Source organism: Nocardia sp. NPDC059229 (assembly GCF_042754165.1).
GTDB lineage: Bacteria > Actinomycetota > Actinomycetes > Mycobacteriales > Mycobacteriaceae > Nocardia.
Genome location: NZ_JBHZAK010000009.1, coordinates 184833 through 199120 on the forward strand (window position 1 = coordinate 184833; position 14288 = coordinate 199120).

At 65.9% G+C, this 14288-nt stretch carries 10 protein-coding genes and 1 pseudogene; 3 read left to right on the forward strand and 8 right to left on the reverse strand.

Annotation, left to right across the window (positions count from 1 at the left end; genetic code table 11):
• The first annotated feature begins 51 nt into the window (after nucleotides 1–51).
• Together ACFXHE_RS21910 and ACFXHE_RS21915 are read left to right on the forward strand one after the other, a co-directional pair.
• Nucleotides 52–1254, forward strand: coding sequence for an LLM class flavin-dependent oxidoreductase (locus ACFXHE_RS21910; protein ID WP_379385684.1), 1203 nt, complete (start codon nucleotides 52–54; stop codon nucleotides 1252–1254).
• Between the two features lie 12 nt (nucleotides 1255–1266).
• Entirely contained in the window at nucleotides 1267–2637 is a 1371-nt protein-coding gene (locus ACFXHE_RS21915; RefSeq protein ID WP_379385686.1) for an NtaA/DmoA family FMN-dependent monooxygenase, read from the forward strand.
• Here the strand turns inward: ACFXHE_RS21915 and ACFXHE_RS21920 are convergent.
• On the reverse strand, nucleotides 2606–3847 hold the full coding sequence (locus ACFXHE_RS21920) for a cytochrome P450 (protein ID WP_379385688.1): 1242 nt from the start codon (nucleotides 3845–3847) through the stop codon (nucleotides 2606–2608). The genes ACFXHE_RS21915 and ACFXHE_RS21920 overlap by 32 nt on opposite strands.
• A gap of 359 nt (nucleotides 3848–4206) precedes the next feature.
• On the opposite strand from ACFXHE_RS21920, the gene ACFXHE_RS21925 reads away from it, so the two are divergent.
• Entirely contained in the window at nucleotides 4207–4431 is a 225-nt protein-coding gene (locus tag ACFXHE_RS21925; RefSeq protein ID WP_379385690.1) for a hypothetical protein, read from the forward strand.
• A 49-nt stretch (nucleotides 4432–4480) separates the two neighbouring features.
• Here ACFXHE_RS21925 and ACFXHE_RS21930 read toward each other — a convergent pair whose 3' ends face one another.
• The 7 genes and pseudogenes from ACFXHE_RS21930 to ACFXHE_RS21960 form a co-directional block, all read right to left on the reverse strand.
• The gene (locus ACFXHE_RS21930) at nucleotides 4481–5599 is read right to left on the reverse strand and encodes a BTAD domain-containing putative transcriptional regulator (RefSeq protein WP_379385914.1); all 1119 of its coding nucleotides are present in this window, start codon (nucleotides 5597–5599) and stop codon (nucleotides 4481–4483) included.
• A gap of 153 nt (nucleotides 5600–5752) precedes the next feature.
• Entirely contained in the window at nucleotides 5753–6247 is a 495-nt protein-coding gene (locus ACFXHE_RS21935; protein ID WP_379385692.1) for a hypothetical protein, read from the reverse strand.
• 704 nt (nucleotides 6248–6951) lie between these two features.
• Nucleotides 6952–7815, reverse strand: a pseudogene (locus ACFXHE_RS21940) (serine/threonine-protein kinase); the annotation flags it as partial.
• A gap of 23 nt (nucleotides 7816–7838) precedes the next feature.
• Complete coding sequence (locus ACFXHE_RS21945; protein ID WP_379385694.1) at nucleotides 7839–9338, reverse strand: serine/threonine-protein kinase; 1500 nt, start codon at nucleotides 9336–9338, stop codon at nucleotides 7839–7841.
• Entirely contained in the window at nucleotides 9335–10948 is a 1614-nt protein-coding gene (locus tag ACFXHE_RS21950; RefSeq protein ID WP_379385696.1) for a serine/threonine-protein kinase, read from the reverse strand. Before ACFXHE_RS21950 ends, ACFXHE_RS21945 begins: the two co-directional genes overlap by 4 nt.
• A gap of 203 nt (nucleotides 10949–11151) precedes the next feature.
• A complete protein-coding gene (locus tag ACFXHE_RS21955; protein WP_379385698.1) occupies nucleotides 11152–11874 on the reverse strand; it encodes a hypothetical protein in 723 nt (240 codons plus the stop codon).
• Between the two features lie 124 nt (nucleotides 11875–11998).
• Nucleotides 11999–12241 carry an MbtH family protein gene (locus ACFXHE_RS21960; RefSeq protein ID WP_379385700.1) on the reverse strand — a complete coding sequence of 81 codons (243 nt, stop codon included), beginning with the start codon at nucleotides 12239–12241 and terminating at the stop codon, nucleotides 11999–12001.
• Nucleotides 12242–14288 lie beyond the last annotated feature (2047 nt).

A 14288-nucleotide genomic window follows, 5' to 3' on the forward strand; every position in this document is an offset into this window, starting at 1 on the left:
GGCGCACGCCGATCCGGCGTGACACGAGCGCACGAACGGAAACCGAGGATTATGGCATCGACACCATTGCACCTGGGCGCGGCGCTGGACGGTGCGGGCTGGCATCCGGCGGCCTGGCGGGAACCGAACTCCCGGCCCGCGGAGCTCTTCGGAGCCCGCTACTGGACCGATCTCGCCGCCACAGCCGAACGGGGACTGCTGGATTTCGTGACCATCGAGGACAGTCTGACGGTGCCGCAGGCTCCCGACGGCGCCGTCGACCGGGTGCGTGCCCGGCTCGACGCCGAATTGATCGCCGCACGCCTCGCACCGGTCACCCGCCACCTCGGACTCGTCCCGGTGGTGACCACCACCCACACCGAGCCGTTCCATGTCGCCACGGCGATCGCCACGCTCGACTACACCTCGCGTGGCCGGGCCGGCTGGCAGACCCGGGTGTCGGGGACTGCCTCCGAGGCGGCCCATTTCGGACGGCGCACCATCGATGACCTCACCACCGCGGAGTTGGCCGAAGCCGTGACCTCGGGCCGATTCCCGCCCGCCGCGCACGAGTTGTTCGACGAGGCCGCCGATGCCGTCGAGGTGGTGCGCCGATTGTGGGACAGCTGGGAGGATGACGCCGAGATTCGCGACGTCGCCACCCGGCGCTTCATCGATCGAGACAAGTTGCACTACATCGACTTCCGGGGGCGCTTCTTCAGCGTGCGCGGCCCGTCCATCACTCCGCGCCCACCCCAGGGGCAGCCGGTGGTGACAGCGCTCGCGCACGCGCCGCTGATCTACGAATTCGCCGCCCGTGGTGCGGATCTGGTGTTCGTCACCCCGACGCACGACGAGGGTCCCACACCGATCGTGCGCAGGGTGGCGGAGGCGGCCGACCGCGTCGGGCGGGTCGGCGAACCGCTGCGGGTCTACGCCGACCTGGTCGTCTTCCTCGACACCGCCGACGCCACCGGAGCGGAGCGTCTGGCCCGCCTCGACGATCTCGCCGCTACCGAATTCGTCTCCGATGCAGCGGTTTTCACCGGCAGCGCGGACGCCCTGGCCGATCTGCTCGCCGCCTGGCACGACGCCGGGGTCGACGGCGTGCGTTTGCGGCCGGGTGTGGCCGTCGACGACCTGAGCGCCATCGCCGACGTCCTGGTGCCGGTCCTGCAACGCCGCGGCCTGTTCCGAACCGGCTACGCCGAGACCACCCTGCGCGGGCTGCTCGGCCTGCCCACCGCCGTCCCCAATCGATACGCGAACGCCTGAGTGAGGCCACCCATGAGCACATCCCGTAAGCAGGTCATCCTGGGCGCCTACCTCGGCGGCGTGAACCATCACACCGCCTGGTGGCATCCGCAGGCCGGCAGCCAGATCGATTTCGGCACCTTCGAACACACCGCACGCACCGCCGAGCGGGGAAAGTTCGACTTCTTCTTCCTCGCAGAGGGACTCATCCTGCGCGAGCGCGCCGGTCGGATCTTCGATCAGGACATCATCGGCCGCCCCGACACTTTCACCGTGCTGGCCTCGATCGCCGCGGTCACCGAGCACCTCGGGCTGGCAGGCACGATCAACGCCACCTTCAACGAGCCCTATGAGCTGGCCCGCCGGTTCGCAAGCCTGGACCACCTCTCCGGCGGCCGCGCCGCCTGGAATGTGGTCACCTCCTTCGACGCGTTCACCGGGCAGAACTTCCGGCGCGGCGGATTCCTCGATCCCGCCGACCGCTATGCGCGCGCCGAGGAAACTCTGAACGCGGTTCGCGCACTGTGGGATTCGTGGGACGAGGACGACCTGGTGGCGGACAAGAGCACAGGCCGGTTCCTGGGCCGTGCCGACGCCGGGACGTTCTCCTTCCACGGCAGCCAGTTCGACATCGAAGGCCGGTTCACCGTTCCGCGCAGCCCCCAGGGGCGGCCGGTGATCCTGCAGGCGGGTGTCTCACCGCAGGGCCGGGCCTTCGCCGCCGCGAACGCCGACGCCATCTTCTCCCCCTACGGCAAGCTGCCGGAGGCGGCCGAGTTCTATCGCGACATCAAGGCGCGCGCCGTGGCCGCCGGCCGCTCGGCCGACGACATCAAGATCCTGCCGTCGGCAAGCTTCGTGCTCGGCGACACCGAGGCCGAGGCGGTCGAGAAGTATCACGCCATCCGGAACGAACAGGTCACCGGTCAGACCGCACTGATCCTGCTGGAACAGATCTGGAACCGCGACCTGTCCGGCTACGACCCGGACGGCCCGGTGCCCGCCATCGATCCGGATCCCGATGCCCCGCCGATCATCCAGGGCCGCGCGTTCGTCCATCAGGACCGTTTCGCGACCGTACGACGACTGCGCGAGGTAGCCGAGGCGAAGAAGCTGAGCCTGCGCGAGGTGGTCATCGACCAGTTCGAACGCGGACCGCTGTTCGGCACCCCGGCACAGGTGGCGCAGCAGATCGATGATTTCGTGAGCAACGACGGCTCCGACGGGTTCATCCTCGGTTCGCATCTGGTGCCGTGGGGCCTCGACGAATTCGTCGACCGGGTGGTGCCGCTGCTGCAGGACCGCGGCGTGCTGCGCCCCGACTACACCGGAACCACCCTGCGCGACAACCTCGGTCTCGCACCCGCAGCTCTCACACCTCGGGCAGCGGCGGCGAAGGTGTGAAGACGACCGGGAGGGCGGTCAGGGCGCGATGGAAAGGTCCTGGCCGCCAAGACAATTCGGGGCTCGGGACCGCCAGCTGGATTTCCGGGAGGGCGTCGAGCAGCTGGTCGACGGCCTCCTGGGCGATCAGATAGGCCAGCGAATTGGCGGGGCAGGAGTGCGGGCCCGCACCCCAGGCGAGATGCGAACGGTTACCCGCCAGCTCTTTGTCGCGGATGGCCGGATCGGTATTGCAGGCCGCCATGCTGATGACGACCGGTTGGTGCGCGGGCAGCCAGTAGTCGTCCAGGAGAACGGGCCCGGGCGGAAAGCTGATGCAGAAGTTCGCCATCGGGGGATCGTCGAAGAGCACCGTGTCGAGCGCGTCCCGGGTGGACAGGCTGCCGCCCAGCGCACTGCCGCGGAACCGGTCGTCCACCAGGAGCAGCAGCAGCGTATTGGCGATCAGATTCTGCTGCGGCTCGATACCCGCGCCGTAGAGCGTGGCCAGCTGGTGCACCATTTCGGTCTCGCTCAGCTCGGCGGGATGGCGGAGCATGCGGGTGGTGACGTCGTCGCCCGGGTGCGCTCGCTTGTACAGGGTCAGCCGCAGCAGCGCGTCCACGAGCAGCTTGTTGCCCTGCTCCGCGCCGACGCCCTCGAAAATGGCGCGGAAACCCTCCGCCGCCTGCCCCGCAATGTCCACCGGACAGCCGAGCAGGTGGTTGAGCACCCGGAATGCCAGCGGAAAAGCGTAGTCGCGCACCAGATCTGCCGACCCGGACGTACAGAACGTATTGATCAGCGACACCGCGACCCGTTCCACCGTGCCCTGCAGACCGTACTGATCGATTCCGGCCAGCCCGGCGGTATTGATCCGCCGGTACCGCGCGTGCTCGATTCCCGCATTACGCAAGGCATTCGGCCGCCACTGCATCATCGGCAGGACCGGACAGTCGGCGGGAACCCCTGCCTGCCACTCCCGCGGATCGGCGGGGAAACGGTCCGGATCGTTGAGAATCCTTACCGCCGTGCGATATCCGAGCACCAGTGTGGCCGGCACTCCGGGCGCCAACTCCACCGGAGCCAACGCCCCGAACTTGTCCCGCATCTCCCGATAGACCCGGTGTGGGTCGGCCGCGAACTCCGGCGTGTAGATGGGCACCCGCGCACCGGCGGCATCGACCACCGCGGCATACCGGCCGCCGGCGGTCGGCACTGACTCTGACATCGAACCCACTCCACATACTGCGCAGCACTCCACCGGCGCCCGACACCGCACGCCCCGGACCGAGGTGTCACCCTACCGACGCGAGCGCTCCCCCGTGTGCCCATCGCGATCTTTTCCGCGCGGCGTGTGCGACCGGGGGAATCCGGCCGGGTTCGACGAAATCATTGACAAGGGTGATCCGGCGTCGCAGGCTTTACGAGGCGCAATTGTTGTCTCGACAGTTGCTGCAGTATCCGGTTGTCAGTGATCGTCGCCGGGTCGGCGGGGAGAGCTGCACAGCGCACGGAGATTCGGCGGACGCGGTGTCATCCGCGTCCGATCTCATAGTTCGGACGGAACCTACCAATGCGGAGGTTGAAATGTCTGATCGCAAGGGCCGAAAACCCAGCCAGGCGGCAAACAAGGCCAAGCAGGGCATGAAGGACCAGGGCCAGCGCATGGAACGTGACGTGGACCGGCTGGCCGATGACGCCAGGCGCGATATGGACCGGTTGGGCGACGGCATGAAGCGAGAAGGCCAGCGTGCGCGGTCGGACATGGAGGACCGGACCAAGGAGATGAAGCGGAAACTGCAGCACCGTTAGCTCTGCCGTTCGACGATGGCCGGTTCATCGGAGATCTCCGATGGACCGGCTATTCCACCAGCTCGAAGACGAAATCGCTGGTGCCGATACGGATTTCGTCACCGTCGGACAGCACCGCGCTGTCGCTGATCCGCTCACCGTGCACGAACACTCCGTTGGACGATCGCAGGTCGCGGATCACGAAGCTCAGGCCGGTGTCCACGATGACCGCGTGATGGCGGCTGACCTTGCCGTGCGAGAGCACCAGGTCGTTGTCCGGCAGACGCCCGATGCACAGCGCTGTGGACCCGAGGCGGATGACCTTCCCGGTGTCGTCGCGAAGCTGCGCGGTTGCCGACGGCGAACGCTCGTCGATGATCGTGACCGCCACCGCGGCGGTCGCGGCCGCGGCCTCCTGCGCCGGCAGCGGCTCCTGCCGCAGTATCCGGCCCTCGAGCTCCTGCAACTGGCGGCTCGGATCGATGCCCAGCTCGTCCGCGAGCGCGCTGCGCAGCTGCCGGCAGGCGCCCAGCGCATCGGACTGACGCCCGCACAGATACAGCGCCGAGATCAGCTGGCACCAGAGGGGTTCGCGCAGCGGGTGTTCGGCGGCCAGGGTCATCAGTTCCGGCGTGATCTCCTGCGCCCGGCCCCGGGCGATCTCCGCTTCCGCGCGGGCGGTGAGGGCGATCAGCCGCTCTTCCTCCAGCGCGGTGGCGAACGAGTCCGCGAAGGACAGCTCACGCAGGTCGGCGAGCGCCGGGCCATGCCATTCGTCGAGGGCGGCAGTGAAATGGCCGGTCGCCTCATCGAAGCGACGATCGGCCATGCATCGAAGAGCGAGCGTCTTCTCGGCGAGGAATCGACCCAGATCGCAGGACCGGTCGTCGATGGTGAGCCGGTACCCCGGTGCGACCGTGGCGAGGACGGCGCGGGGATCGATTCCGGCGTCGCGCAACAACTTCCGCAGGGTGGAGATCACCACCTGCATGCCGGCCCGGATGTCCGACGGGAGTTCCTCGCCCCAGACCGCCTGCGCGAGCGCCTCCACCGAGACCGCCCGGCGGCGGTTGATGACCAGCATCGCGAGCACGGCGCGCTGCCGGGGCCCGCCGAGCCCCTGCTCGATCCCGTCGATCGTCATCCGCAACGGGCCGAGGAGCCGGAATCGAAGACGTTCGCTGAGCATGCGCTGTCCACTCCGAGGATTGCTGCTGGGCCGCACCCGCATGATCATCTCGATTATCCCTCGCCGAGCAGCGAACCGGGGGCGCCTGCATCAGTGCAGCCCCCCGGCTCACTCGCCGGCCGGAGGTACGTCGACGATTCCGCGTGGCGACGACTACACGCCGTTGGCGCCGCCGACACCGTCGGACGGAATGCCCAGGATGCCGTCCAGCCCCAGATCGTCGGGCGAGAGGCTGTTGTCCGGGTTGTCGTAGTTCCACCCGGGGTCGGAGCCGGTGACCTCGACGCCGTAGATGTACTGGTCGAAGGTGGTCACGTCGCTGTCGTCACCGCACACGATGTGGATGTCGTAGACACCCGGCGACAGGCCGTCCAGCCCGCTGAGGGTGTACTCGGCCACCGGCCCGAAAACACCGTCCAGGCTGGTGTCCTGAATCTGGCCGTTCTGCAGCGCGTCCACGATGCAGCTATCGGGCTGCGCCAGATCGACGGTGATCATGCCCTCGCCTCCGAAGGCAACGGCGTACTGCTCCGGCGCGGGGGCGGCATGGGCCGCCGCCGCGGCGATACCCGCTCCCAGTGCGGAGATTCCGATGATCGCGGCGACTGCGGAGGTCCGGGCGACGGATCGAGTGCGGTTGGTGAACATTGTGGTGACTCCTTCTTCTCGGGTATGGAGTGTCTGACGAGAAAAAGAATGCGAGCCGATTCTTCCCGACTTCTTACGAAGTTCTCCGGGCTCGATTACCTCGATGAGACCTGCTGCCACCAGGCGAACAACTGCTGCGCCCGGTCGGAGTGACCAACCGCGAATCCCAGGACGCGATCGGGCTCCGAGGTCCAGAAAACGCCGGCCATCGGCGGACTATCGGTGGACAGGTAGCATCCGACCTGTCCTGTCGGCTGGGCTCGCCCGGGCGCCGTAAAGGAGTGCGGCCGACTGCCGTCCGGGCAATCGACGATCTGAAGGTGGTCGGCGTACAACGTATAGGCATCGCGCAGCGAGGTGACGTCGGCGAATGAAAGATAGCGAGCCGACGGGACCGAGCCCGGCGGATCGCCGCCCGCACAATGCAACTGCGCCAATGCTATTCGGGGAGTCGGCGGCCATTCGGGTGTGCACGTGTCCTGGGAATACCCGGGAGGCAACAGCCTCAGCAAAGTGACCTCCGCGGCAGACAGCTTCGAAGTCCCGGCCCACGGGGGGCTCGGCGGGCGAGCCGCGATCCACACCCCGAGGCCGGCCGCCGACACGACCACGGCCGCGGAAACCATCAACCACCTGCGCCGTTTCGATCGACCGCGCCGGGCAGGCAGCTCGGTGCCGGTGGGTGCGGCCGCGGTACTGTCCGGGACCGTGCCCGCCATTCGCTGATCCCCGCCGTGCAGTGCGCGTCGAGCAGCGTGCGCCAATTCCGAGGCCGTCTCGAAACGATCGTCGGGATCCTTCGCCATGCCCCGTGCGATCACCTCGTCGAATGCAACCGGAACCCCTGGATACACCACACTGGGACGCGGAATCCGTTCGAACAAATGGGCGCTGATCACCCTTTCGATAACGTCGCCGACGTAAGGGCAAGTGCCGGTGAGGCACTCGTACAGAACACACGCCAGCGAATAGATATCCGTCCGGGAGGTGACCTCTTCACTCTGGAATCGTTCGGGTGCCATGTAGGCGCAGGTTCCGATCGCGGTGCCCGTGCTGGTCAATCCGGGACCGGTCGGCGAGCGGGCGATACCGAAGTCGACGAGGTAAGCGAAGTCGTCGTCGGTGACGAGAATATTGGCCGGTTTGATATCTCGGTGGATCAGTCCGTCGGCGTGCGCGGCGTCCAATGCCGCCGCGATCTGGCCGATGATGGTCACCGCCCGTTCCGGTGGCAGCGGACCGTCATCGGACAGCAAACTGCCGAGGTCCGCACCGCGGATGAGGCGCATATCGATGTAGAGCAGCCCGTCGATCTCGCCGTAGTCGTGGATCGGAATGATATGTGGCTCCGACAACCTTGCGGCAGTGTGCGATTCGCGGCGGAACCGCTGCCGGAAGCGGTTGTCCGCCGCCAGATCTTCGGGCAGCAACTTGAGTGCCACCGTGCGGTCCTTGATCGTGTCGTAGGCCTCGTAGACCTCGCCCATACCGCCGCGACCGAGCAACTTCACGAGCCGGTAGTGCCCGAATACCGTGCCCACCCGCGAATTTCGCGCCGCCTGGCTCATGTCTCCGCTCACCGGTATCTCCGCTACGTGGATCCGACCTGCTGTTGCCACCAGGTGAACAGCTGCGGCAGGTCCCCGGTGTCGTTGCCGAAGACGATGCTCAGGACGAGATCGGGCTCAGTGGTCCAGACGATCGCGGCGAGCGTCGGCAGGCAAGCGACCTGACCGGTCGCCTGGTCCTGGCCGTGCGCGGTGTACGGGCCCGGTGTGCTTCCGTCCGGGCACTTTTCGTCTCCGGCGGAGTGCCCGGAGGTCCATTGGGTATAGCCGTCGCGAAGCGCGCCGACGGTGCCGTACTGGGAGAAGAAGGCGTCTCGGACAAACGGTTTCCCGCCCGGCACGCAATAAAGCTTGGCGGTGCCCCCTGGAGGCGGATCGACGTGCGAGCAGGTGTGCTCGTCGTTTCCCGGCGGCACGAGCTTCACCAGCGCGAGCTCCGCAGGCGTGAACTGCTTGGCCGATGTAGGCGCCGCGGACCCGGTGATCGCTGCCGTGGTGCCGTTTCGGTTCGAACGATTCGCCAGCCATATCCCGGCCGCGGCGGAAATCACCAGCAGCACGGCCACCACGGCCGTCGCGATGCGCCACCGCTTCCGCGGCCGCAGCGGTTCGGACGGCTGTCGCGGTGCGCTGATGTTCGGGGCACGGTTCCGGCCCAGGATGGTGGCCGCAGTGTGCCGGTCGGTGTCACCGAGAGCGTCGTGTGCGGCGCGGAACAGATCCCCGGCGCGGGCGTAACGATCGGCGGGGTCTTTGGCCATGCCGTGCGCAATCACGTCATCGAAGGCGGCGGGGATGCCCCGGCGGGCCCGGCTGGGATGCGGGATCGGATCGAACAGATGGGCCTTGATCACGACCTGGACGCTGTTGCCCGGGAAAGGCCTTGTCCCGGTGAGACATTCGTGTAGCACACAGGCCAGTGAATAGACATCGGTGCGAGAAGTGATCTCCCCTTTACGGAATCGTTCGGGCGCCATGTAGGCATAGGTTCCGATCGCGGTGCCGGTGCTGGTCAATCCCGGACCGGTCGCGGAGCGGGCGATACCGAAGTCGACGAGATAAGAAAAGTCGTCGTCGGCGACGAGAATATTGGCCGGCTTGATATCCCGATGGATCAGACCGTCGGCATGAGCAGCGTCCAAGGCCGCCGCGATCTGGCCGATGATGCCCACCGCCCGAGTCGGCGGCAGCGGCCCATCGCGGGACAAGATGCTGCCGAGATCCTCGCCACGGATCAAGCGCATATCGATATAGAGCAGCCCGTCGATCTCGCCGAAGTCGTGGATCGGAATGATGTGCGGCTCCAACAGCCTTGCGGCAGTGTGAGATTCGCGACGAAACCGTTCCCGATAGCGGGCATCGGCCGCCAGGTTTTCCGGCAGGAGCTTGAGCGCCACCGTGCGGTCCTTGGTGATGTCGTAAGCCTCGTAGACCTCGCCCATACCGCCCCGGCCGAGCAACTTCACAAGCTGGTAGTGCCCGAATACCGTGCCTACCCGCGAATTTCGCGCCGTCTCGCTCATCGGAAACCACCCTGGCTCTTCCACCACCCGAGTAATTCCTGCGCGTCGCCCGGCTTGTCCGCGTACGCGATCCCCACGGCGAGATCGGGTTCGTGGCTCCAGATGATCCCCGGAACCGAGGGATCGTCATCGGAGGCGAAGCAGCCGAACTGGCCGACCACGTCGCGCTCGGGTCGGCTGCCGTTGTAGTAGTCGCCCCCTTGCGAACCATCCGCGCATCGCGCGGGATGCACTTGCTGACTGACGACCTTGTAGAACGCGCGAACCAGATCCACGGTGGGAAACAGAAAGAATCGGGCCGCCGGGACCCCGGCCGCCGGCTGGCAGTTCAAGGCATCCATCTGTACCGAAGCCTTCGAATGCGCGGCATCGTGCAAACAATTCGCTCGGGTGTATCCGGTGGGGACGAGCTCGAGCAGCCGCAGGTCCGCAGCCGAATATCGATTCGGTACTGGCGCACCGTCTCCCGCCAGCGCAAGGGCGGCAGCCACCACGACCGCCGCCAGAACGACGATCCCCGCGCGCCGTTTCGACAGAGCGGGCCGGGCCGGCTGCGGCTGCGGCTGCGGCTGCGGCTGCGGCTGCGGCTGCGGCTGCGGAGCGAGGGTCGCCGATGGACCACCCACGTCGGTCGTCTCGAACTCCGGCGCCCGCATCGCGTCGGTGGCGATGGGCGCGACCGCGGTGGCGGTGGCAGCGGGCAATGGTTCGGTGGCGATGGGCGGCCCGGCCTCGGTGTCGCCCAGGATCGTGGCGGCTGATTGCTGCTCGGTGCTGTCGAGCGCATCGCGGGCGGCGCGAGCCAGCTCGCCCGCTGTCCGGTAGCGGTCGGCAGGCTCCGTAGCCAGGCCGCGCGCGATCACCGCATCGAACGCCGCCGGAGTTCCCGGATGCACCACGCTGGGACGCGGAATCGGTTCGAACAGATCGTCACTGATCCCCGCCTCGGCACTGCCACCGGGGTGTGGGCGGGTGCCGGTGAGGCATTCGTGGAGAACACACGCCAGCGAATAGATGTCAGCTCGGCTGGTGATCTCTTTGTCCCGCAAGACTTCTGGAGCCTCGTAGCCAGAGACTCCTGCCCGGGTGTCCCTGTCGGTCGATCCGGAACCACCGACCGATCGGCCGATACCGAAGTCGACCAGATAGGCGAAGTCGTCGTCGCCGACAAGGATATTGGCGGGCTCGACGTCGCCGTGGATCAGCCCATCGGCATGCGCTGCGTCCAGCGCAGCCGCAACCTGACCGACCACGGCCACCGCGGTGGCCGCATCCATCGGGCCGTGCCGGGCGAGCAGCGTTCCGAGGTCATCACCGCGAACCAGCCGCCGGTCGATGTAGAGCAAGCCGTCGATCTCGCCGAAGTCGTGAATCGGAACGATATGCGGTTCCTGCAAACGTGCCGCGAGACGTGATTCGCGGCGGAATTGCTCCCGGTAGTGGGAATCGGCGGCCAGGTCTCCAGGCACCAGCTCGAGCGCAACCGTGCGGTCTTTGACCGTGTCATACGCCTCGTAGACGTCCCCCACACCACCGAGTCCGAGCAGCCTTTTCAGCTGGTAGTGCCCGAATATCGTGCCTACCCGCGAGTCCGCCGCCGACTGGCTCATGCCGGTTTGCCTGCCTCCCGGAAGGTTGCAGGGACGTCACCGCCTACTTGCGATACCCGACCATAGCCCGCGGACGCCGCCCGCGGCGACGATCCGCTCGGCCGGATCAGCGACCCCGGCTCGGCCTATGACCACGCCGCCGAAAGTAGAAAAGGGCCTCATCTTCACCCTGAATTGGTGAAGATGAGGCCCTTCTGGTGGGCCTAGGCCTGCAGCGCCGGCTGATCGGAGGGCAGGTTCGGTGTCGCGGGCTCCAGCGCGCCTACAAGGGCACCCACTCCCGCTCCGACTGCGGAACCGACCACGGCCGCGGGGATCGCGAAGACTGCGGCACCGATGGCTGCGCCGATTACCGGTACTACCACCAAGCCCGCCGGGAGGAAGGGAATACCGGCAATGAAACCGGCGACGGCACCGACCATTGCACCGGTGGAGGTCAACGGGCTGGAAACGATCCCCGCCACCACATTGCCCGCAAGTGCACCGGCGAGAGCGTCGGCGGCCATGCGGTCCGACCGCGTCGGCGCGAATCCGACCGAGTCGAATCCCTGGGCCAGCATGGCCTCCGTCTGCCCGTAGGAGTCGTTGATCCCGTCGGTGAACCCGGGGTCGACCCAGTCCGGCCGTCCGACCGAAACTGAGCCGATGCGAATGGTCCCGTCCGGCGCCTGGATCGGCGCGACGGGCGGGGCGAGGGCCGTTGGCAGGTGCAGACTGGACGGATCGACCGGAGCGAGGCGGCCGTCAGGAGCGGCCCGCTTCCCGCTCATATCGTTGCGATTGGTCGCCGTCGGAGGATTGGCCGCATCCGCCGACGCCGGGGGGATCTCGAACAGCGCCACCGACAACGGAACCGTCGCGAGGACCAGTAGTGATCCAGCACGCCCGAACCGCCTGGTCGATCGAGCGAGATGCTGTCCTGCCATGAATGACCTCTCTGTCGACTTCTGATGAGTTGTGCAAGATATTCGAACGGCACGCCGGGCGGATACGGATGCCCAAGAACTGCTTGCGCCGCTTATCGCACGTTCGCGCTAATTCGACCTCCGGTCAAGCCTCGGCGACCTGAGCTGCTGCGGCATTGGCGGATATCGACTGTCTCAGGGATTTCGGACGCATATCAGTCCAATTCTTATCGATGTATTCTATGCAGGCGTTTCGGCTGTCCTCACCGAACGCTCGATGCCACCCGCTCGGGATATCGGCAAAGCTTGGCCACAGGCAATACTGTTCTTCGTCGTTGATCAGAACGGAGAACCTGCCGTCTTCGTCATCGAATGGGTTAGTGCTCATTCTCGCCTCACAATTGCAGCATTGATTGCGTCGTGTAACAGGTGGCCGGGAGCAAGACAATCATCCCTGGTGCGTACATGGCATGTACGCACCAGGGATGACTAGATCAACACCATCGTCATCTCTGTCCGCGCGAGTCGATACTTCCCGCAGATCATGCCTGCGAACTGCACGGTGTTCCGTACCGTGCGATGCACGGATGGGAATCGACCGGAAACCTAACCACCGCGGACCAGGACGTCAAGCACTGCCACATGACTGGCGTGTCACATGGCTTGTTCGTGGCAAAACGGACAAAATCCGAACATTGGACATAGCGTGCGCGCCAGGGGGATTGGCGCGACGAGAATCGCCACCAACCGCGAAGCCGGCCGCCCGCTGCGTTCAACGCACTCCCCGCGATCACCGGGGCCGATGAAGCCGGTTCACCGAGGCCGCGCAGCAGGCGCGCAGCAATATGGCCATCATTCAGCTAACACAATGGGATGCGTCTGGCACTTGTCGATCCATCCCTAGCGTTGGGCAGCTGGCACGTTTGCCGGAATCCCAGGACCGAGGCTGCGGGCGTTTCGTCCGAATAGAGACGGTCACCAATCCGGCAAACAGGAAACCTTTCCTCTTTATCCATCAACTATCGCCCAATAGCTGTAATGTGGCGAATGATCCGCTATCCCCCTCAGGCGGATCCTGATGTTGTGGAACGAACGCCCTTCTACGCTCCGCAACGTCGCGGTGGTGTCGTCTATCCCCGACACCACCGCTCGGGGGGGAACATGTTCACCGATCGGGAGGCGTTGGACTTGGGCGGCGTTGGACTGTCGCGATGGGAGAGTGGTGGCCGAGGCTCGAATCGCGAGTCGGCAACCAATTCATCCGAACCGCTTGGAGCACCCCATTACCGCCTGTTCCACCGATTCGCACGTCAACTCGAGGGTAAGTGTTTGGGCAAGTCTAGGTGCCGATTGCATGGACGGAGCGCAGTGTACGCCGAGCACGTAACATTCAACGATTTCCGGGTTGTCTGGGTTACCGAAAGATCTACCTTCATTGCCTACTGTGAACGCTATCCGGGACTGTTCGCCAAAGACCCCTGGTCAGCGGTGCGCGCTAGGCGGAGCCTGGAGGACCTGGCGCGCAATGTCCTGGTGTGCAGCGACCTTTCGTGAGTTCCGCAGGGTGGTGCGCTCGGATCCATAGAAATACACCAAAGGGCACTTCATGTGGAAAAAGATTCCGATGCCACTACCGAATGACTCACCGCCGGAGTCGTCGACGTCTCCCCTGGACAGTTTCGGCTCGCGTTCGGAGGCCGCGCGATGAAAGCTGTGATCGCATGAGCATTGTGATGATCGCCGAGGTGATTTCCATCTGGACGCTTCTAGGCCTGTTTTTCGGCTGGGTCATGATGGGTGGTAAACGCTGACCGCTTTGCGGACGGTCCCCAATCGGACAATTCGATCGAAACGACCCGGCTGGGTCGGATTCGCATCGAGATCACACCGGCCGCCGCCTCGAGGTTCTGCCGCAGAGCGCCGGGTCGGCGGCTGGACTCACCCAGTCGGCCTGCCCCCAGGACCCGCCAAGAATTTCAAGGATTTGATGCGGCTTAATCCTGCAAATCCATGGCCAGCCACAACCGAACGGCTAGAGTCATCTGCTATGAATCCTGAGGGTGCGAACATGCGGGCACGACGACGTGCGCGGACGGACCGGGGGAACGGCAGCACGTGGGTGACAGCGAGAACGCAGACGGTCGCCGATCTGATGTCGGCGCGCCTGCGGAAGCGCCAGAGCTACCCGACAGCCATCACGGTGATCTGCGACGGGTGTCGCTATTGCTCGGTGAGATCCGAGGCGCCGGGGCACGTGCGGTCCGGATCCGTGAAAGAGCTGAACACACTCGACGATTCGCGGTGGTCTGGTGAACTCGCCACAGTATTACCCTTCCGTCGCCCGATGCCGATGAACGATTGACGATGAACGATTGGAACAACCTGGCTCGAGCTTGTGACCTTCTGGGTTCGAAGGGACTTCTCGCACAAACATG